Below are 19,896 nucleotides of genomic sequence, written 5' to 3'. Positions count from 1 at the left end.
AGAGATGAGCATTGCGACCCCAATGGGCACAGTGATTACCAACGTTCTGGTCGCCAACCGTGGCGAGATCGCACGACGGGTGTTCGCCACCTGCCGTCGCATGGGTATCGCGACCACGGCCGTCTATTCGGATGCGGATGCGAACGCCCCGCACGTGGCCGAGGCCGATGCCGCAATTCGCCTGCCGGGCAACACCCCTGGCGAGACTTACCTGCGTGCCGAGCTGATCATCGAGGCCGCGCTGGCCGCCGGTGCCGACGCCATCCACCCCGGCTACGGATTCCTCTCCGAGAACGCCGAATTCGCCAAGGCCGTGCAGGCCGCCGGCCTAGTCTGGATCGGCCCGCCGGTCGCGGCCATCGAGCAGATGGGCTCCAAGGTCGAGTCCAAGAAGATGATGGACGCCGCCGGTGTCCCGGTGCTGAAGCAGCTGGATCCGGCCGAGGTCACCGCGGACATGCTGCCGGTGCTGATCAAGGCGTCCGCCGGCGGTGGCGGTCGCGGCATGCGGGTGGTGCGCGAACTGTCCGAGCTGAGCGGTCAGATCGAGGCGGCGCAGCGGGAAGCCCAGTCCGCCTTCGGCGATCCGACCGTCTTCTGTGAGCGCTACCTGGAGACCGGGCGCCATATCGAGGTGCAGGTCATGGCCGACACCCACGGCACCGTGTGGGCGGTCGGCGAGCGCGAGTGCTCGATCCAGCGCCGCCACCAGAAGGTTGTCGAGGAGGCTCCGTCGCCGCTGGTCGAGAAGGTCGACGGCATGCGGGCGCGGCTGTTCGAGGCGGCGCGGCTGGCGTCGGAGGCCATCGGCTACGAGGGTGCGGGCACCGTCGAATTCCTGGCCGACGAGAAGGGCGACTTCTTCTTCCTGGAGATGAATACCCGTCTGCAGGTGGAACATCCGGTCACCGAGCAGGTCACCGGCCTCGACCTGGTGCGCCTGCAGCTGCAGGTGGCCGCCGGTCGCGCGCTGCCCGCGCGGCAGCCGGAGATGCGTGGCCACTCCATCGAGGTGCGCCTGTACGCCGAGGATCCGGCCCACGATTGGCAGCCGCAGTCCGGCCCCGTACACAAGCTCGACATCCCCGGCGCCCTGGGCGAATTCACCGTGCTGACCGAGCCGGGTGTGCGCCTGGACACCGGCGTGGTGGACGGCTCGGTGGTGGGCGTGCACTACGACCCCATGCTGTCGAAGGTCATCTCCTTCGCCGAAACCCGGGACGAGGCGGCGCATCTGCTGGCGAGCGCGTTGCAGCGGGCCAAGATTCACGGCCTGGTCACCAACCGCGACCTGCTGGTGCGGGTGCTGCGGCATCCGGCGTTCCTGACGGGAGACACCGACACGGCGTTCTTCGCGACCCACGATCTCGAGAAGCTCTCGGCGCCACTGGTTTCCGAGGCCGATGAGCAGCTGTCCATCGTGGCCGCCGCGCTCGCCGACGCCGCCGCCAACCGGCGGGCGGCCCGGGTCGGCAGCGGCCTGCCCAGCGGCTGGCGCAATCTGCCGTCGCAGCCGCAGTCCAAGTCCTACGAGTCGCGCCTGACCGGCAAGCACGAGGTGCGTTACCGCCTGACCCGCGCGGGTGTCGAGGTCGAGGGCCACGACGGGCTCGAATTGCTTGAGGCCACACCGGATCTCGTGGTGCTCCAGGTCCCGGGGGAGCGCGGCCCGGTGCGCCGGCGCTTCGAGATCGCCCGCTACGGCGACCTGGTCGCGGTGGATTCCCCGCTCGGCCCGGTGGCCGTGCGCCGCCTGCCGCGCTTCGAGGACCCGGCCGACCAGGTGGCCGAGGGCTCGCTGCTGGCCCCGATGCCGGGCGCGGTCATCCGCCTGGGCGCGGCGGTCGGCGACCGGCTCGAGAAGGGCCAGCCCATTCTGTGGCTGGAGGCGATGAAGATGGAGCACACCATTGCCGCACCCACCGCCGGCGTGCTCACCGAATTGAACGTTTCCGCCGGCCAGCAGGTCGAGGTCGGCGCGGTTCTCGCCGTGGTCCACAGCGAAGATCAGGAGTAGGCAATGAGTTTCATCGAGACCGACGAGCAGAAGGCGCTGCGGGCCGCGGTGGCCAAGCTGGCCGCCAAGTACAACTTCCGCGACTATGCCGGACCCAAGGCCCGCCGCAACGAGCCCTTCGACGAGCTGTGGGACGAGGCCGGCAAACTCGGCTTCCTGGGCGTGAACCTGCCCGAGGAGTACGGCGGCGGTGGCGCGGGCATCTACGAACTCGCGCTGGTGCAGGAGGAATTGGCGGCGCAGGGCTGCGGCCTGCTGCTCATGGTGGTCTCGCCCGCCATCTGCGGCACCATCATCACCAAGTACGGCACCGAGGCGCAGAAGCAGCACTGGCTGACCAAGCTGGCCGACGGCTCGTCGAAGATGGTCTTCGGTATCACCGAGCCGGACGCGGGCTCCAACTCGCACAAGATCACCACCACCGCCCGCCGCGACGGCGAGGACTGGATCCTCAACGGCCGCAAGATCTTCATCTCCGGCGTGGACCAGGCCGAGGCGGTGCTCATCGTGGCCCGCTCCGAGAACGCCAAGACCGGCAACCTGCAGCCCGCCCTGTTCATCGTCCCCACCGACGCCCCCGGCTTCGTGAAGACGAAGCAGGAGATGGACATCCTCGAGCCGGACAACCAGTTCACGCTGTTCCTCGACGATGTGCGGCTGCCCGCCACCGCCCTGGTCGGCCAGGAGGACGCCGCCATCGCGCAGCTGTTCGCGGGCCTGAACCCGGAGCGCATCATGGGCGCGGCCATGGCGGTCGGCATGGGCCGCTACGCCATCGACCGGGCCGTGGCCTACGCCAAGGAGCGCGCGGTGTGGAAGGGCGCGCCGATCGGCGCGCACCAGGGCATCTCGCACCCGCTGGCGCAGGTGAAGATCGAGCTGGAACTGGCCAAGGTCATGATGCAGAAGGCCGCCTTCCTCTACGACTCCGGTGACGACTTCGGCGCGGCCGAGGCCGCCAATATGGCGAAATACGCTGCGGCCGAGGCCAGTATCAAGGCCCTGGACCAGGCCATCCAGACCCACGGCGGTTCCGGCCTGACCTCGGATGTGGGCCTGGCGGGCATGCTGGCCGCCGCGCGCATCGCCCGGGTGGCCCCGGTCAGCCGCGAGATGATCCTCAATTTCGTGGCCCAGCATTCGCTGGGTCTGCCCCGGTCCTACTGACCGGGGCGACGAGTGGCGGCGGTGTGCGCGGCCACCGCCACTCGTTCCTTCCGCACCCGAAAGCCACACAGCAGCAGGAGAATTCGATGACCGACACAGCCGGTGCCGCCGCGGACGCGCCGTTCGTGCGCTACGAGGTGCGCGACGGATTCGCGGTACTGACCCTGGACTCCCCGCACAATCGCAACGCCCTGTCCTCCCGGCTGGTCACCGAACTGCTGGCGGGCCTGGAGCGGGCGACCGGGGACGACGCGGTGCGCGGTGTGCTGCTCACCCACACCGGCAACACCTTCTGTGCGGGCGCGGATCTCAAGGAGGCGGTGGACGCCGACCCGGCGGCCGCCGCCGACATCCGCACCCGCTGGATGATCTCGGTGCTGCGCGACATCCTCGCCATGCCCAAGCCCGTGGTGGCACAGGTGGACGGCAATGTGCGGGCGGGCGGCATGGGCATCATCGCCGCCTGCGACCTCGTGGTCGCCGGGCGGAGCAGCAGCTTCGCGCTGACCGAGGTGCGGATCGGGCTGGCCCCGTTCATGATCTCGCTGACCCTGCTGCCGCGCATGACCGGCCGGTCGGCGGCCCGCTACTTCCAGACCGGCGAGACCTTCGACGCGGCCGAGGCCGAACGCATCGGCCTCATCACCGTCGCCGCCGACGACCCCGCGGCCGAGACCGCGCGCCTGCTCGGTGAGCTCCGCAAGGGCTCACCGCAGGGCCTGGCCGAAGCCAAGCAGCTCGTCAACGCGGACCTGCTCACGGCCTTCGACCGCGGGGCCGAGGACCTGGCCAAACGCTCCGCGAGCTTCTTCGGCACCCCCGAGGTGATCGAGGGCATCACGGCCTTCATGCTGCGTCGCCCACCCAGCTGGGCAGAATAGGCAACCATGGCGACACCCCACGAACCCAAGCAGGACCGCAGCCGGGCCACCCGGCAGCGGCTGCTGGAGGCGACCATCGACTGTCTGGCCCAGACGGGCTGGGCGGCCGCCACGGTCGCCGTGGTGGCCGAACGGGCCGGGGTGTCGCGCGGCGCGGCCCAGCATCACTTCCCCACCCGTGAGGATCTGATCACCGCCGCACTCGAGTACATGTTCGACACCCGGATGGACCAGGCCAAGGCCGACGCCCTCGCGGTAGCCGACGTCGCCGAGGGCGTCGCGCGCACCGAGGCGGTGGTGGCCGGCCTGGTCGAGTCCTACACCAGCCCGCTGTTCAAGGCGGCGCTGCAGGTGTGGACGCACGCGGCCGCCGACCCGGCCCTGCGTGAGCGAATCGTCCCCATGGAAGCCCGCTTCGGCCGCGTCTCGCATCGGATGGCGGTCGAGGCGCTGGGTGTGGACGATTCGGATCCGGTCGCGCACCACCTGGTGCAGGCCACCCTCGACCTGGCCCGCGGCCTGGGCCTCGCCGATGTCCTCACCGACGACTCCGTGCGCCGCAAGGAAATCGTGCAGCAGTGGGCCGCCACCCTGCACACCGCCTTGGCCGCCCGGCACTGACCATCCAGCCGGTGGAACGCGCACGGCCCTGAACCCGGCCCCGCGCTGTTCGAAGCGCGTCGATGACTATCGGTCCGGCTCTGCGGGGCGGTCGAGGAGGATCGCGGAGGCGCGGGCGAGGACCTGGGCGCGGGTGCGGCCGGGATGGTCGGCGGCGAGGAACTGGTTTCCGATGGCCAGGCAGAAGGCGAGCAGGCTGCGGGCCTCGATCTCGTCGGGGTCGGAGCAGAAGGTGCCGATGGTCTCGCGCAGCAGGGCCATCCGGCGGTCGTCGACGCGGCGCAGCCGGGCGGCGACCGATTCATCGCGGCGGGCCCAGTCCCGGATCGCCAGGTCGATCGCCAGCAAACGATTGGGGGACAAGGTCAACTGGCCGGCGAGCGTGATTCTGTCCCGCGGGTCGTCCTCGCGCGCAATGGTTTCGAGCACTTCGTCGGTGCTCTCGCGCTCCCAGACGTCCAGCATCGCCTCCAAAAGGGCTGCGCGGTTGGGGAAGTAACCGTAGAACCCGCCCTTGGTCACGCCCAGTTGCTTGGCCAGGACTTCGATGCGGACCGCTTCCACGCCGCTGTCGACGAGCGTCTGCAAGCCCTGCTCGATCCACGCCTCTCGCGGGGTGCGGGCCACGCCCATTTGGTGACTCCTCTCACGCCTCGCCTTCTATACGGCACCGTATATCAGGGCTACTCTCGCTGTTATACGCCACCGTATAACAAGACTGGCGGGGGACGGGACACGCACCCCCGCAAGAGAAATGGGGAGTTCGGATGATCAAGTGGGCTGGTCGGCTCATCGTATTTTTCGGAGCCGCACACACCGTGGGCGCGTTGACGATCGAGCACGCGGCACGCCACGCCGGAGCGTGGTTCAGCGGGGAGCTGTGGGGCGACGACTTCGCCGCCATGAGCCCGGCGGACAGCGCCTACTGGCTCTCCCTGGACAGCTTCGGCATTCCGCTGATCGTGGTCGGCCTGACAGTGCTCTGGCTGGACAACCGGCACATCACGCCACCGCCCTTCATTCCCTGGATTCTGGGGATCTGGACCGTGATCGGCGCCATCGTCCTCGCGCCCACTCCCTGGCCGATCATGGCGCTCGCGACAACCCTCCTGTTCATCGGAACCCGCCGCGCGGCACACCACGACAGCCCCGCCCTGCGAACCCAAGGCGCCGAGAGGTGACCAACGAACGCTCACTCGGAGCGAAAGCCACGACATACAAACAATTTTCGCGAGGGTCACCCGTTACTGCGACCGCATGAACATCGTCCTGACACTCGGCGGACATCACCGGTGTCACGAGGTGGCCGAGCGCTGCACTACCTCCGAGCCGAGCATCGGGTAGCGCCGTATCTCGGTTGGGCACTCGGCAGCTCGGTGCTGGTCAGAACGGGTGGAGCCAGAAGCGGCCAACTGCGATGAAGAGGGCCAGGGCCAGGTAGAGCACGTTGGCGATCAAGGCGGCTCGGTCGCCGTGGCGGAGGTGGGTGATCATGGCGCCGATCATCAGGAGGATCCAGCAGATGGCGGTTACCGGGAGCATGAACGGGGCTATGTCGAGAACTGCGGGGAGGGTGAGGCCGAGGGCGGCCAGGACTTCCAGGGCGCCTAGGGTTTTGACGAATGTGGTGGTGGCGTCGCCGGTCCAGCCGCCGCCGGGGGCGGCGGCCAGCTTCTCCTTGGGGACGACGATTTTCGTGAGGCCGCCGAAGAGGGCTACGGCTGCCAGTAGGCCGGCGCAGATCCACAGGGCGATGTTCATGGTGGCGACTCCTTCTCGGCGATTCGCACACAAGACTCGAAATCGTTCGGTCTTGTGACATCACCTTCGTATGACCTGCGTCACGGGTGGTGGAGTCGGTCGATCGGGCAGTCGCCGCCGGTTCGGATGATCAGGCGTGGTTGTGGGAGGGGCCCCACGAGGGGAAGGGGTCGGAGTAGGTGAGCCATTCCTGGTGGCCCGCAGCCAGTTCGGCGTCGGTGAGGAGGGCTGAGGTCAGGAGGTCGTGGACGTGGGGGCGGTCGAGTCTGATGCCGATGAAGACGATTTCCTGGCCGGGTTGCATGTCGAGGGCGTCCCAGTAGGCGCCGGCTTCGAAGGTCAGGTTCGGGCCCGCCTGGGACCAGATGGCGGCCAGGTGGGGGCGGCTCGCCAGCCAGAAGAAGCCCTTGCTGCGGAGCAGTCGCTGTAGCTGGGCGAGGGCGTCGTCGAGGCGTTCGGGGTGGAAGGGTCGGTCGGCGGTGAAGGTGAGGCTGCTGATGCCGTATTCCTCGGTTTCGGGCGTGTGGCCGCCCGCCAATTCCTCGTCCCAGCCCTCGAATTGGGCGGCGAGATCGGGGTTGTAGCGGCCGGTGTCGAGGACTTCGGCGAGGTCGACGACGCCGTGTGCGGCGCGCAGGATCCGCGCGCCCGGGTTCAACCGCCGGAGCGTGGCCTCCACGGTTCCGAGGGCATTCGCGCTCACCAGGTCGGTCTTGTTGAGCACCAGCACGTTCGCGAACTCGACCTGATCGATCAGCAGGTCGGCGATGGTGCGCGCATCCCCTTCTCCCGCTTGCAGATTCCGCTCGGCCAGGGCCTGCCCCTTGACCACTTCGGCGAGGAAGGTGGAGCAGTCCACAACCGTCACCATGGTGTCCAGACGCGCGAGTTCGCCGAGCTGAAAGCCGTCCTCGAACTCCCACTCGAAGGTGGCCGCCACCGGCATCGGCTCGGAGATCCCGGTGGATTCGATGACCAGCTGGTCGAAGCGCCCTTCCCGCGCCAGTTTTCCCACCGATTCGATGAGGTCCTCGCGCAGCGTGCAGCAGATGCAGCCGTTGGTGAGCTCGACCAGTTTCTCCTCGGTGCGGTCCAGGTGCCCCTGCCCCGCGACCAGCGCCGCGTCGATGTTCACCTCGCTCATGTCATTGACGATGACCGCCACCTGGCGGCCCTCCCGGTTGGCCAGGATGTGGTTGAGCAGGGTTGTTTTGCCCGCGCCGAGGAAACCCGACAGCACGGTCACAGGCAGCTGAGTTGAAGTCATCCATTAATGATAATGGTTTTCAATAGCGCGATCGATCGCCCCCAGGGCCGCGAACCCGCCCGGAGCGAAGCGGAGGGCAAAATAAGCGCCGTGCAACTCCTACCGCTTGCCCCGAACGGCACCACCCCGGTCCGCGCCCTCACCATCGCGGGCACCGACTCCGGCGGCGGCGCGGGCATCCAGGCCGACTCCCGCACCATGGCCCTGTGCGGTGTGCACGCGTGCGTGGCGGTCGCCGCGGTGACCGTGCAGAACACCGTCGGCGTCAGCGGTTTCCACGAGATCCCGCCGCAGATCGTGGCCGACCAGGTGCGAACCGTGGTCGGCGACATCGGAATCGGCGCGGCCAAGACCGGCATGCTGGCCTCCACCGCCATCATCGAGGCCGTGGCGGCGGTCTGCCGCGAGGTCGGCATCGGACGCCAGGGCAGCATCCCGCTGGTGGTCGATCCGGTCGCCGCCTCCATGCACGGCGACGCCCTGCTGCACGCCGAGGCCCTGGATGCGGTGCGCCACACCCTGATTCCGCTGGCCACGGTGGTCACCCCCAACCTCGACGAGGTCCGTCTGATCACCGGCATCGACGTGATCGACGACGCTTCCGCCCGCAAGGCCGCCGAGGCGCTCATCGCGCTGGGCCCGCAGTGGGCCATCGTCAAGGGCGGCCACCTGCGCACCTCGGAGCAGTCGACCGACCTGCTCTTCGACGGCGACACCTTCCACGAGCTCCCCGCCCGGCGCCTGGTCACCGGCAACGATCACGGCGGCGGCGACACCCTGGCCGCGTCCATCTGCTGCGCGCTGGCCCACGGCTACTCGGTCCCCGACGCCGTCGCCTTCGCCAAGGAATGGACCTTCCGCTGCCTGGAAGCGTCGTACGACCTGGGCAAAGGACACGGACCGGTCTCCCCGCTGTGGCGGCTGCATCTCGGACCGAGCTAGCGCGATCACGGCGGGGCCCGCGCGATCTCGATCCGGGGTCGCGCATCGCACGAAATCGACGCCGAGGCAAGCGGCTCCCAGGAACCTCCCAGGCAGGCCGCAGACTGATGTGAGTCTGGTGATCGAGATTGGTCACCATGAACGACACCGTAACCGCCGTGCGGGCGGCGGAACCCGCAGAAGCAGTGACCGCTCCCGTCGTGGACGTGGTCGTTCCGGTCTACAACGAAGAGGTCGACCTCGGCCCCTGCGTGCGCAGACTGCACGCGTTCCTCACCCTGAACTTCCCCTTCACGGCGCGCATCACCATCGCCGACAACGCCTCCACCGACAACACCCTCGAGGTGGCCCGGCAGCTGGCCGACCAGATGGACGGCGTGCGGGTGGTCCACCTGGACCGCAAGGGTCGCGGCCGCGCGTTGCGCGAGGTCTGGCAGGCCTCCGACGCCCAGGTCGTCGCCTACATGGACGTGGACCTGTCCACCGACCTCAACGCGCTGCTACCGCTGGTCGCGCCGCTGGTGTCCGGGCACTCGGACGTCGCCATCGGCACCCGGCTGGCCTCCTCCTCACGGGTGGTGCGCGGGCCCAAGCGCGAGATCATCTCCCGCTGCTACAACCTGATCCTGCGGGCCTCGCTGCAGGCCAAGTTCTCCGACGCGCAGTGCGGCTTCAAGGCCATGCGCGGCGACGTGGCCAAGCTGGTGCTGCCGCTCGTCGAGGACGGCGAATGGTTCTTCGACACCGAACTGCTGGTGCTGGCCGAGCGCATCGGGCTGCGCATCCACGAGGTGCCGGTGGACTGGATCGACGACCCGGACTCCCGGGTGGACATCATCGACACGGCCCGCAAGGACCTGCTCGGCGTCTGGCGGGTCGGCCGCGCGCTGACCACCGGCCGGCTCCCCATCAACGAGCTGCGCGCCGCCATCGGCCGCGAACCGCTGGTGGAGGGCGTGCCGCTGGGCATGGTCGGGCAGCTGGTCCGCTTCGGCATCGTCGGCGTCACCTCGACCCTGGCCTACCTGCTGCTCTACGTCCTGCTGCAGGGCATCACGGGCGCGCAGGCCGCCAACTTCCTGGCCCTGCTGGTCACCGCGATCGGCAATACCGCCGCCAACCGTGCCTTCACCTTCGGGGTGCGCGGGTCCAATCAGGCGGTGTCGCACCACTTCCAGGGTCTGCTCATCTTCGGCGTCGGCCTGGTGCTGACCAGTGGTTCGCTCTACACCCTGCACCACTGGGCCCCGAATGCGGCGGTGCACCTGGAACTGCTGGTACTGGTGATCGCCAACCTGGTCGCCACCCTGCTGCGCTTCGTCGGCCTGCGCTGGGTCTTCCGCAATGCCGGACGGCATCCCGTGCCCGAGGCGGTCCGGTGACCACGATCTTCCCTGCGCCACAGGTGCTTCCGAACGACGGCTTCCGGCTGGTGCGAGTGGACTTCCCCGGCCGGTGCCATCCCGAACACGGCGACCTGCCGTACTGGACCACCCCGTCCGACACCCCCACTGATCGAGCTGACCGAGGAGGCGACCGATGACCGCGACTCTGACCGAGCCCCGGCTCGCCCCATCCCCGGCCGAGCCGCCCGCGGCCCGCACCGGCCGCCGGGAGTACCCGGCGCTGGCGGCCCTGCTGATCGGCACCGCCATCGCCTACCTCTGGAACCTGTCCGCCAACGGCTGGGCCAACTCCTTCTACGCGGCCGCCGTGCAGGCGGGTTCGGTGTCGTGGAAGGCCATGTTCTTCGGCTCCTCCGACGCGGCCAACTCCATCACCGTGGACAAGACGCCACTGTCGTTGTGGCCCATGGAGATCTCGGTGCGGATCTTCGGCCTGCACAGCTGGAGCATGCTGCTGCCGCAGGCCCTGCTCGGCGTGGCCTCGGTGGCGCTGCTGTGGGCCATCGTGCGCCGCAGCTTCGGCGCGAGCGCCGGACTGCTGGCCGGCCTGGTGCTGGCGCTGACTCCCATTGCCGCCGTGATGTTCCGGTTCAACAACCCGGACGCCATGCTGGTGTTCCTCATGCTGGCCGCGGCCTGGGCCATGACCCGCGCGGTCGCCGACGGCCGCTGGCGCTGGGTGCTGCTCACCGGCGCGTTCATCGGACTCGGCTTCCTGGCCAAGCAGCTGCAGGTGCTGCTGGTGGTGCCCGCGTTGGCGCTGACCTACCTGATCGCGGGCCCGCCCAAGCTGGGCAAGCGCGTCGCGCAGCTGTTCGGCGCGGCCGTGGCCATGGTGGCGGGCGCGGGCTGGTGGGTGCTGCTGGCCGAGCTGTGGCCGGCCTCGGATCGCCCGTACTTCGGCGGCTCGCAGCACAATTCGATCATCGAACTCACCCTCGGCTACAACGGCCTGGGCCGTCTCGACGGCAATGAGCGCGGCAGCGTCGGCGGTTTCGGCGGCGGCGACCAGCTGCCGACCGGCGGTGGCGGCATGTGGGGCACGCCCGGCATCGGGCGGCTGTTCGAACCGGCGCAGGCCGGTCAGATCGCATGGCTCATCCCGGCGGCCCTGGTGCTGCTGGTGGCGGGAATCGCCCTGCGCGGCAAGCTGACCCGCACCGATCCTCAGCGCGCCACGCTGATCCTGTTCGGCGGCTGGCTGGTGGGCACCGGACTGGTGTTCAGCCTCATGAAGGGCATCTTCCACCCGTACTACACGGTGGCGCTGGCCCCGGCCGTGGCCGCGCTGATCGGCGCGGGCTCGGTGCTCGCCTGGCAGCACCGCGATCGGCTGTGGGTGCGCCTGGCCGCCGTTCTCGCCATGGGTCTGACCACGGCGACGGCGTGGATCATCCTGTCCCGCAGCACGTCCTTCGTGCCGTGGCTGCGCTGGGTGGTCCTGGTGGGCGGCATTGTCGCCACCGTGCTCCTGCTGATTCGCCTGCCCCGCAAGGCCGGTCTGGCCGTCGCGGCGGCCGCGGTGCTGGTCGGTCTGGCCGGTCCCACCGCCTACGCCGTGGACGGCATCGCCACCGCACACCAGGGACCGATGCCCTCCGCCGGACCCGCGGTGCGCGGCGGCTGGGGTCCGGGCGGTCCGCGCGGCGGCGACCACGGTATGCCGAACGGCCGCACCGGCAACGGTGGACCGGGTAGCAATGCGGGACCCGGCAATGGCATGCCCGGCGGGCAGCCGGGTGGCGGTCAGCACGGCGGATTCGGCGGCGGCGCGGGCAACATGATGATGGCGAGCAACCCGAGCGACAAGGTCACCGCGCTGCTGAAGGCCGACGGCTCCGAGTACACCTGGGTGGCGGCGACGGTCAGCTCCAACTCGGCGGCCGGATTCCAGCTGGCGACCCAGCTGCCGGTCATGCCGATCGGTGGCTTCAACGGCAGCGACCCCTCGCCGACACTGTCTCAGTTCCAGGAGTACGTCCAGGTCGGCCGGATCCACTACTTCATCAGTGGCAATCAGATGGGCGGCGACCGCGGCGGCAACGGCGGCAACCAGAGCCAGAGCTCGCAGATCACGGCGTGGGTGAAGGAGCACTTCGACTCGCAGGAGGTGGACGGCATCACCCTCTACGACCTGACCTCGCCGAAGACCACCTGACCGGCGGGCTTGCCACCGCCACAACAGGACTGAGCGCTCGTACCCGATGGGGGACGAGCGCTCGGTTCTTTCCGTCGCACGCAAGTGGGTGTGCGACTCGGCCGCAAGTGATCTACCTCGTCGTTAGAATCGATGTGACGGTCGTCACGATCCAGGGAATCCGCCATGAGCACGCCGCATCCCCTCAGCGATGAGCATCGAGAAGCCTTCTGGCGCAGGGCCGGATGGGATCCGTACCTCCCGGATGCCGAGCGCGCGGCCATAGAACGGCGCTGGGATGACGAATCCATCTCCATGGCAGAGGTTTTCGGCTTCTGATCGGCGGCGCACCGGGTCAGTTCGAGATGCCCGGGGTGCGACGGACGTAGGTGCCGTCGGTGAGCTGTTCGACGAGGAACTCGGCGATGTCGGCGCGTGAGATCTTCAGCGACAGACCGGTTTCCGTGGCCGGGAAATCCCGGCGGTAGTTCCCGGTGGCCGGTCCGTCGGTGAAGGCGCTGGGCCGCACGACGGTCCAGTCCAGATCACTGGCCAGCACGTACTCCTCCTGCCGCACGTGATCGGCGTAGGCCTGCCGCAGCAGCATGCCGAACATGACGTACTTCCAGACGAAGTTCAGATTGCCGCGGCTGTCGCCGACACCCAGCGAGGACTGGCAGATCAGCCGCTTCACCCCGGTCCGGGTCATGGCCTCGATGATGTGGCGGGTGCCCTCGGCACGCACCACGCCCTTGCGGCCCGCGCCGAGGGTGACGATCACCGCGTCCTGCCCGATCACGGTGCGCTCCACCGCGGCCGGGTCCAGTACATCGCCGACCTCGACGCGCAGCCGCTCATGGGGTGCGGTGGTCAGGTTGGCGGGATCGCGGGTCAGTACGGTGACCTGATACCCGGCCGCGAGGGCGCGGGCGACGACGTGGCGACCGACGGTTCCGGTGGCTCCGAAAATGGCAACCTTCATGGCTCTCACCTCGTGTAATTCGTTGTTGCGATGGTGAATTCAGTACATCAGCGAGAGCCTCCGGGAACCATCGCCGCGCGTCTCGCGAACATGCGGGAGGATCCAGACCGGCCCGTGGGATGCACCAGGCCGGCCTTCGAGCAGAACCAGGCGAATCAGCGCAGCCCGGCGAAGAATTCGCGAATATCCGCCACCAGCACGTCGGTCGCCTCGTGCGCGGCGTAGTGTCCCGCGGCATCATTGGCACTGGTCGAGCCCGAGTTCACGTCGTAGGCGTGCCAGCTCACGATGTTCTTGTGATCGCGTTCGGCGAAGGGGCGGATGGACTGGAAATCGCCGGTGAACATGGCCAGCGCGGTGGGGACGGTGGTCGGTCCGGTGTGCTGCTCGGTGGCGTGGGCGTCCTCGTAGTAGAAGCGGATGGACGATCCGGCGGTGCCGGTGAGCCAGTAGATGGCCACATTGCCGATCACGAATTCCGCGTCGAGGCTCTCGGGGAAGAGCTGCGAGTTCCAGCCCAGCAGGCCCAGCGGCGAGTCCGACAACGCGAAGGCCAGGGTGTGCGGCTGCTGGCTCGACAGCGTATTGAACGCGAACTTGTTGTCGTAGAACCACTGCAGGTGCGCCAGCGCGGCCATGTCCTCCTCGGACAGGCCGGCCATCTCGGCCGGGTCGCCCGACGGGAACGAGAACAGCTGCGTCACATGGACTCCCAGCACGCGATCCGGCGCGATCCGGCCCATTTCCGGCGCGATCATCGAGCCGGCGTCATTGCCGATCGTGCCGAACCGGGTGTAGCCGAGCCGGTCCATGAGCTCCACCCAGGCGCGGGCGGTGCGGTAGCGGTTCCAGCCGGTGGAGCGGGTCGGGCCGGAGAATCCGTAGCCCGGCAGCGACGGGATGACCACGTGGAAGGCCGGGGCGTCCGCATCCTCGGGTGCGGTGAGCGGCGCGATGAGATCCACGTACTCGAGGATCGAGCCCGGCCAGCCGTGGGTGAGGATCACCGGGGTGGCGTCCTCTCGCGCCGACCGCACGTGCAGGAAGTGGATGTCCTCGCCCTCGATCTCGGTGGTGAACTGCGGGTAGGCGTTCAGCTTGGATTCCAGTGCCCGCCAGTCGAACTGCTCCAGCCAGTACTGCGCGAGCTCACGGATGCGCGCGTTCGGGACGCCGTACGCGTCGCCCACGCCCGGCAGCTCGTTCGGCCACAGCGCCTTGCGCAGCCGCTCGGCCAGATCGTCCAGCTGGGCCTGGGGGACGTCGATGCGGAAGGGGCGGATGGCGTTCATCATTCTCTCCTTGTTGGAACGGAATGGTTCGTTCTGTTCCAAGAATAACGGAACGGATCATTCCGTTCAAGTGATAAGCTTGCATTCATGCCGAAGACAGCCGAACCCGCAGATCAGCGCGCCCTACCCGGCCGAAAGGCACAGGCCGCGCGCAATGACGAACTCATCCTGGCCGCCGCCCGGGACGTGTTCCTGGCCGAACCCAAGGCGCCGATCTCGGCCGTCGCCGAGCGCGCGGGGGTGGGCATCAGCGCGCTGTACCGCCGCTATCCGAGCAAGGAGGAGCTGCTGCGCACCCTCTGCTACGACGGACTGCGTCGCTACAACGCGGAAGCCGAAGCGGCCCTGGAGAATTCCGACGGCTGGGCGGCGCTGGTCGACTTCCTGCACCGCGTGGTCGACGCCGATGTGCACTCGCTGACCGTGCATCTGGCCGGCACCTTCACCCCGGACGAATCGATCCTCCCGGACGTCCAGCGCTCGGCCGAACTCAATGACGAACTCCTGCGCCGGGCCCGGGAATCGGGGCGGTTGCGTCCCGGGGTCACCGTCGCCGACTTCGGCCTGATCCTCGAAGCCTGCGCGACGATTGCACTGCCCGATCCCGAACGCACCGCCCAGCTGCGCCGCCGGGTCCTGGCCCTGCTGATCGACGGCCTCACCGCCACCGGCGACCTGCCCGGCCCGCCACCGGTTCCAGGCGAATTCGCCCAACGCTGGCAGCGTCGTGACCAGTGAACGGTAGCGTTCGCCGCGGCGGGCCGGCATTCGTTCCCGAACCATGATGAATTCCGCGGCTCGGCTCCGACTTCCGCAAGAACACTCGAATCGGAAGGAACTGTCATGAACTGGACACTCGAAGTGGTCATCGTCCCCGTGTCGGACGTGGACCGCGCCAAGGACTTCTACAGCACCAAGCTCGGGTTCCATGTGGACCACGATGTCCGGCCCGCGGAGGGGGTGCGGATCTGTCAGCTCACGCCGCCGGGGTCGGGCTGTTCGATCGTCATCGGCGAGGGTGTGGTGCCGAAGATGGAGCCGGGATATCTCAAAGGGCTGCAGCTGGTGGTGCCGGATCTGAAGCGTGCCCACGCTGAACTGGTCGAGCGCGGAGTCGAGGTCAGCGACATCCAGGTACTGCCGGGGCCGCCGTCGGCGGGCGACCCGCTCGACAACAGCGGATTCATCTTCTTCGACGATCCGGACGGCAACAGCTGGGCCGTCCAGCAGATTTCGAGCAGGGCCTGAGGCGACGACGCCGGGCCGGAACGCGATTCGGGGCGGGCAGCTCGAAAGCCGCTCGCCCCGAATCGGATTCGTCGGCTACCGTATGAGGTCCTAGGACACGACCGGCAGGTACACCTGGTTGCCGGTGGAGGCGAACTCGGCGGACTTCTCCGCCATGCCCGCTTCGATGGCGGCGATATCGGTGAGGCCCTGCTTCTCGGCGTAGTCGCGCACGTCCTGCGAGATGCGCATGGAGCAGAACTTCGGACCGCACATGGAGCAGAAGTGCGCGGTCTTGGCGGGCTCGGCCGGGAGGGTCTCGTCGTGGTACTCGCGGGCGGTATCGGGGTCCAGCGAGAGGTTGAACTGGTCGGTCCAGCGGAACTCGAAGCGCGCCTTGGACAGTGCGTTGTCGCGATCTTGGGCGCGCGGGTGCTGCTTGGCCAGGTCAGCGGAGTGGGCGGCGATCTTGTAGGTGATCACGCCGACCTTCACGTCGTCCCGGTTGGGCAGGCCCAGGTGCTCCTTGGGCGTCACGTAGCAGAGCATGGCGGTGCCCGCCTGCGCGATGATGGCCGCGCCGATGGCCGAGGTGATGTGGTCGTAGGCCGGCGCGATATCGGTGGCCAGCGGGCCCAGCGTGTAGAAGGGGGCCTCCTCGCAGAGCTCCTCCTCCAGCTTCACGTTCTCGACGATCTTGTGCATGGGCACGTGGCCCGGGCCCTCGATCATCACCTGCACGCCATGGGATTTCGCGATCTTGGTGAGCTCGCCCAGGGTGCGCAGCTCGGCGAACTGGGCCTCGTCATTGGCGTCCGCGATGGAACCCGGGCGCAGACCGTCACCCAGCGAGAAGGTGATGTCGTACTTGGCCAGGATCTCGCACAGCTCGGCGAAGTTGGTGTACAGGAACGATTCCTGGTGATGCGCCAGGCACCACGCCGCCATGATGGAACCGCCGCGCGACACGATGCCGGTGACCCGCTTGGCGGTCAGCGGCACGTAGCGCAGCAGCACGCCGGCGTGCACCGTCATGTAGTCGACGCCCTGCTCGGCCTGCTCGATCACGGTGTCGCGGTAGATCTCCCAGGTGAGCTTGGTGGGATCGCCGTTCACCTTCTCCAGCGCCTGGTAGATCGGCACGGTGCCGACCGGGACGGGGGAGTTGCGCAGAATCCACTCACGGGTCTCGTGAATGTTCTTGCCGGTGGACAGATCCATGATGGTGTCGGCGCCCCAGCGGGTGGCCCACACCATCTTCTCCACCTCCTCGGCGATGGAGGAGCTCACGGCCGAATTGCCGATGTTCGCATTGATCTTGACCGCGAACTTCTTGCCGATGATCATCGGCTCGGACTCGGGGTGGCGGTGGTTGGCCGGGATCACCGCGCGACCGGCGGCCACCTCGTCGCGCACCAGCTCGGGCGCGACGCCCTCGCGCGCCGCGATGTAGCGCATCTCGTTGGTGATGATGCCCTGGCGGGCCCAGGCCAGCTGGGTCGGCGGGCCGTCGACCTGCGGCTTGTCCCAGGTGTCGCGGAGCTTGGGTAGCCCCGCCTCGAGATCGATGGTGGCGGTGTCGTCGGTGTACGGACCTGAGGTGTCGTACACGTCGAAGTGCTCGCCATTGGTGAGATTGATGCGCCGCACCGGAACCCGCAGCGTCGTGCCGTCGGCCTCGACCTGTTCGTAGTGCTTGACGCTGCCCTCGATGGGACCGGTTGTCACGGTGTCGACGGGCGCGGAGTTGCTCGGGACGCGACTCGATGACATGGGTGAATCCTCCCTACGCCGGCATTACCCGGTCAGGTTCATACGGTCGACGGCCCGCTAGCCGTCCTCTCAGCCCGCTGGTGCGAGCCCCCGTTGGCATACGTACTTTTCCGCAGCGACCATACCGCGCTCCACTGCACGCACGCTCCGAGACCGCGGAATATACGATTCGGTCTGCTCGGCGAGCCGAATGGATTCGGCCGGGTGAGGTTCAGCGGGTGGGCGAGTCTCAGCGCTCCTGCGGGCCGATGGGCCAGCCCAGTGCGCCGAACGCGGCGTTCAGCTCGATCTCGGTCTGGGTGGCGAGGGCGTCGAGGCTGCCGAGCATGGTGATCACATCGTCGGTGCGGCAGCCGGAGGGGTCGGCCGCGCCGGGGGCGAGGCGGGACTTGATCCAGTTGAAGGCGTCGGCCATGCCGAGGGTGGTCAGGGTCAGGTGCTCGCTGAGATGATCGCGCTTGTAGTAGACGGAAGCACCCCCGTCGCACCACCGCTGGACCATGCGGTCGTTGGTGTACCACGGCACGGCCTCGTCGTAGACGCCCTGATAGACCATGGTGGGCGCGGTCGGCGGATTACTGCCCAGCACAGTCGAATCGAAGACCTCCTTGATCTCCGGCAGTGCCAGGTAGTCGGCGATCGGGATGGTCAGCATGCGCTGGTAGTCGGTGAACATCAGATTCAGCACATTGCGCACCAGGCACTGGTTCGCGGTGCGGTCCATGACCGCGCGGCCCTCGGGTGTCAGGTACTTCTCGGTGGTTTCGGCGAACTCGGGATACGCGTTGCGCAGCGAGGCGATACCCACGCCGATCAGGCTGGCGAACATCGAACCGTTGACGTGCAACAGGGATTCGACATCCGAAACCGGCGCCGGGCGATGCCCTTGACGTTCAGCTCCGGCGCATAGCCCGGCTGCATCTCCGCCGCCCAGCCGCTGCCCATGCCGCCGCCGGAGTAACCCCACAGGGCCACCGGTGTATTCGCGCCGTCCAGGCCCAGCGGCTGGAAGCTCTCGGCGGCGCGCACGCTGTCGAGAACCAGGTACCCGGGCTCCTTGGCGACCGCGAGATGCCCGTTCAGGCCCTCGTAGTCGGGCACATTGATGGCGTACCCCTGGCTGATGGAGGCCGCGAGCTCCAGGTACTCGACCGTGGAGTGCACGCCCTCCAGCGCGGGTAGACCGCCGCCCTGCTGCAGCACGTAGGACGGCGCGCAGGCAGGCGAGGTGCTGTCGTAGAAGAACTGGTGCGAGACCAGCGGCCGGCCGTGAGAAGTGCTGGCCCCCTCCGGAATCGCCACCGTGGTGGCCGCGACCGTCGGCTGCCCGAACAGGTCGGTGGTGCGGTACAGCAGTTGCCACGATCGCACGTGCACCGGCAGTACGGTGAGCACCGCCAGTTGCACCTCGCGGCTGCGCAGGATCGTGCCGGGATCGGTGGATTCGAACCCGTCGGGCGCTCGATAGAACGGGTCGACGTTCACCGGGAGTGGTTGCGCGGCAACCGTTCCCGCGGTGACTCCCCCCCAGTAGTACGGCCGAGGCGGTCGTCAGTGCCGTCGTGAGCGCGGCCGCGAGCAGCCGCCTCCCACGCCCGCGATCCCCAGCGATTGCCACGTCTCTGTTCCCTTCCGCATCGACGTGACAGCGATTACAGCACGGCATCCAGTTGCCAACAAGATGTCTTTCTGAAACGAGCTTGGCTATCGTCTAGGCATGTCCCGCAGCAAATCTGCCGCGCCGACCGACCGGACCCCCGTGCGGCGTCGCATCCGCGGCCTGGACGCCGACGAACGCAGCGCGCAGCGCCGCCGTCAGCTGCTCACCGCCGCCACCGAACTCTTTGCCCGGCAGAGCTATTCGGGCACCTCCATCGAACAGATCTGTCAGCACGCCTACGTCGGCACCAAGGGCTTCTACGACCACTTCGACAGCAAGGAAGCCTGCTACACCGCCCTGCTGGAACAGATCACCACGGGCATCCAGCAACGGGTGGCCGAGGTGGCCGGCGAAACCGCGGACGCGGACTGGCCCACCCGCCGCGCCACCGTCCTGGCCGCCTTCGTCCACGCCATCGCCGACGACCCCCGCCTGGCCAAGGTCACCTTCGGCGAGGCCGGCGGCATCTCGCCCACCGTCGAAGCCATGCGCCGCTCCAACCGCCGCTGGTCCGCCGAATTCCTGAAACACCAATGGCTGCAAGCCGATCCGCGCGACGACCCGCACCTGCTGGCCCTGGCCCTCGCCACCATCGGCGGCATGTTCGAACTGGTCGCCGACTGGCTGCACCACCACGACGACGGCGGCGCACCGGATTCCGTGGACACCCTCGTCGCCGATCTGAACCACTTCGTGGCGGTGGTCGACGCGGGCCGGGTCGCCGCTCGCTGAGTGGGAGCGCTCAGTCGCTCGGGCGGGTGAT

General features: G+C 68.4%; 20 protein-coding genes and 1 riboswitch. Of the genes, 12 read left to right on the top strand and 8 right to left on the bottom strand.

The features are described 5' to 3' along the window. Nucleotides 1–22: 22 nt before the first annotated feature. From ACFXHE_RS33200 to ACFXHE_RS33185, 4 genes are all read left to right on the top strand, one after another. Entirely contained in the window at nt 23–2,017 is a 1,995-nt protein-coding gene (locus ACFXHE_RS33200) for an acetyl/propionyl/methylcrotonyl-CoA carboxylase subunit alpha (RefSeq protein WP_379388612.1), read from the top strand. 3 nt (nt 2,018–2,020) lie between these two features. Continuing rightward, complete coding sequence (locus ACFXHE_RS33195) at nt 2,021–3,184, top strand: acyl-CoA dehydrogenase family protein (protein ID WP_354843494.1); 1,164 nt, start codon at nt 2,021–2,023, stop codon at nt 3,182–3,184. An 86-nt stretch (nt 3,185–3,270) separates the two neighbouring features. Beyond that, on the top strand, nt 3,271–4,065 hold the full coding sequence (locus tag ACFXHE_RS33190; protein ID WP_379388611.1) for an enoyl-CoA hydratase family protein: 795 nt from the start codon (nt 3,271–3,273) through the stop codon (nt 4,063–4,065). Nucleotides 4,066–4,071: 6 nt separating this feature from the next. Next, nucleotides 4,072–4,686 (top strand): TetR/AcrR family transcriptional regulator, encoded by a 615-nt coding sequence (locus ACFXHE_RS33185; RefSeq protein WP_379388609.1) that lies wholly within the window; start codon nt 4,072–4,074, stop codon nt 4,684–4,686. A 66-nt stretch (nt 4,687–4,752) separates the two neighbouring features. On the opposite strand, the gene ACFXHE_RS33180 is transcribed toward ACFXHE_RS33185, so the two are convergent. After that, entirely contained in the window at nt 4,753–5,319 is a 567-nt protein-coding gene (locus ACFXHE_RS33180; protein ID WP_379388607.1) for a TetR/AcrR family transcriptional regulator, read from the bottom strand. 134 nt (nt 5,320–5,453) lie between these two features. On the opposite strand from ACFXHE_RS33180, the gene ACFXHE_RS33175 reads away from it, so the two are divergent. Beyond that, the gene (locus ACFXHE_RS33175; protein ID WP_379388605.1) at nt 5,454–5,867 is read left to right on the top strand and encodes a hypothetical protein; all 414 of its coding nucleotides are present in this window, start codon (nt 5,454–5,456) and stop codon (nt 5,865–5,867) included. A 202-nt stretch (nt 5,868–6,069) separates the two neighbouring features. Here ACFXHE_RS33175 and ACFXHE_RS33170 read toward each other — a convergent pair whose 3' ends face one another. Both ACFXHE_RS33170 and ACFXHE_RS33165 read right to left on the bottom strand, forming a co-directional pair. Then, a complete protein-coding gene (locus tag ACFXHE_RS33170; protein ID WP_379388603.1) occupies nt 6,070–6,447 on the bottom strand; it encodes a DoxX family protein in 378 nt (125 codons plus the stop codon). A gap of 130 nt (nt 6,448–6,577) precedes the next feature. Beyond that, complete coding sequence (locus tag ACFXHE_RS33165) at nt 6,578–7,714, bottom strand: GTP-binding protein (protein WP_379388601.1); 1,137 nt, start codon at nt 7,712–7,714, stop codon at nt 6,578–6,580. 90 nt (nt 7,715–7,804) lie between these two features. Between ACFXHE_RS33165 and thiD the strand changes: the two genes are divergently transcribed. From thiD to ACFXHE_RS33145, 4 genes are all read left to right on the top strand, one after another. Beyond that, nucleotides 7,805–8,656 carry a bifunctional hydroxymethylpyrimidine kinase/phosphomethylpyrimidine kinase gene (gene thiD / locus ACFXHE_RS33160; protein WP_354843653.1) on the top strand — a complete coding sequence of 284 codons (852 nt, stop codon included), beginning with the start codon at nt 7,805–7,807 and terminating at the stop codon, nt 8,654–8,656. Between the two features lie 137 nt (nt 8,657–8,793). Then, nucleotides 8,794–10,038: a glycosyltransferase gene (locus tag ACFXHE_RS33155; RefSeq protein ID WP_379388599.1), complete on the top strand. Its 1,245-nt coding sequence runs from the start codon at nt 8,794–8,796 to the stop codon at nt 10,036–10,038. Nucleotides 10,039–10,195: 157 nt separating this feature from the next. Further along, the gene (locus tag ACFXHE_RS33150; RefSeq protein ID WP_379388598.1) at nt 10,196–12,220 is read left to right on the top strand and encodes a glycosyltransferase family 39 protein; all 2,025 of its coding nucleotides are present in this window, start codon (nt 10,196–10,198) and stop codon (nt 12,218–12,220) included. Between the two features lie 165 nt (nt 12,221–12,385). Further along, the gene (locus ACFXHE_RS33145; protein WP_364619771.1) at nt 12,386–12,538 is read left to right on the top strand and encodes a hypothetical protein; all 153 of its coding nucleotides are present in this window, start codon (nt 12,386–12,388) and stop codon (nt 12,536–12,538) included. Between the two features lie 16 nt (nt 12,539–12,554). Here ACFXHE_RS33145 and ACFXHE_RS33140 read toward each other — a convergent pair whose 3' ends face one another. Then, a complete protein-coding gene (locus ACFXHE_RS33140) occupies nt 12,555–13,181 on the bottom strand; it encodes an NAD(P)-dependent oxidoreductase (RefSeq protein ID WP_379388597.1) in 627 nt (208 codons plus the stop codon). Between the two features lie 155 nt (nt 13,182–13,336). After that, on the bottom strand, nt 13,337–14,473 hold the full coding sequence (locus tag ACFXHE_RS33135) for an epoxide hydrolase family protein (protein WP_379388596.1): 1,137 nt from the start codon (nt 14,471–14,473) through the stop codon (nt 13,337–13,339). 87 nt (nt 14,474–14,560) lie between these two features. On the opposite strand from ACFXHE_RS33135, the gene ACFXHE_RS33130 reads away from it, so the two are divergent. Together ACFXHE_RS33130 and ACFXHE_RS33125 are read left to right on the top strand one after the other, a co-directional pair. Beyond that, complete coding sequence (locus ACFXHE_RS33130; RefSeq protein ID WP_379388595.1) at nt 14,561–15,211, top strand: TetR/AcrR family transcriptional regulator; 651 nt, start codon at nt 14,561–14,563, stop codon at nt 15,209–15,211. 105 nt (nt 15,212–15,316) lie between these two features. Beyond that, a complete protein-coding gene (locus tag ACFXHE_RS33125) occupies nt 15,317–15,721 on the top strand; it encodes a VOC family protein (protein WP_379388594.1) in 405 nt (134 codons plus the stop codon). Nucleotides 15,722–15,811: 90 nt separating this feature from the next. On the opposite strand, the gene thiC is transcribed toward ACFXHE_RS33125, so the two are convergent. The 3 genes from thiC to ACFXHE_RS33110 all read right to left on the bottom strand — a co-directional run bounded on the left by thiC (nt 15,812) and on the right by ACFXHE_RS33110 (nt 18,958). Beyond that, the gene (gene thiC / locus ACFXHE_RS33120; RefSeq protein WP_379388593.1) at nt 15,812–17,473 is read right to left on the bottom strand and encodes a phosphomethylpyrimidine synthase ThiC; all 1,662 of its coding nucleotides are present in this window, start codon (nt 17,471–17,473) and stop codon (nt 15,812–15,814) included. Further along, nucleotides 17,467–17,577, bottom strand: a riboswitch (TPP riboswitch). It overlaps the preceding gene by 7 nt. 125 nt (nt 17,578–17,702) lie before the next feature. Further along, nucleotides 17,703–18,302, bottom strand: coding sequence for a lipase family protein (locus tag ACFXHE_RS33115; RefSeq protein WP_379388592.1), 600 nt, complete (start codon nt 18,300–18,302; stop codon nt 17,703–17,705). After that, entirely contained in the window at nt 18,287–18,958 is a 672-nt protein-coding gene (locus tag ACFXHE_RS33110; RefSeq protein WP_379388590.1) for a lipase family protein, read from the bottom strand. The genes ACFXHE_RS33115 and ACFXHE_RS33110 overlap by 16 nt, the downstream gene beginning before the upstream one ends. Nucleotides 18,959–19,190: 232 nt before the next feature. Here ACFXHE_RS33110 and ACFXHE_RS33105 point away from each other — a divergent pair, with 232 nt between their 5' ends. Then, entirely contained in the window at nt 19,191–19,865 is a 675-nt protein-coding gene (locus ACFXHE_RS33105; RefSeq protein WP_379388589.1) for a TetR/AcrR family transcriptional regulator, read from the top strand. The last annotated feature ends 31 nt before the right edge of the window (nt 19,866–19,896 follow it).

The sequence above is a fragment of the Nocardia sp. NPDC059229 genome (assembly GCF_042754165.1).
Taxonomy (GTDB): domain Bacteria; phylum Actinomycetota; class Actinomycetes; order Mycobacteriales; family Mycobacteriaceae; genus Nocardia.
This window is presented reverse-complemented; position numbering and strand designations above follow the sequence as displayed.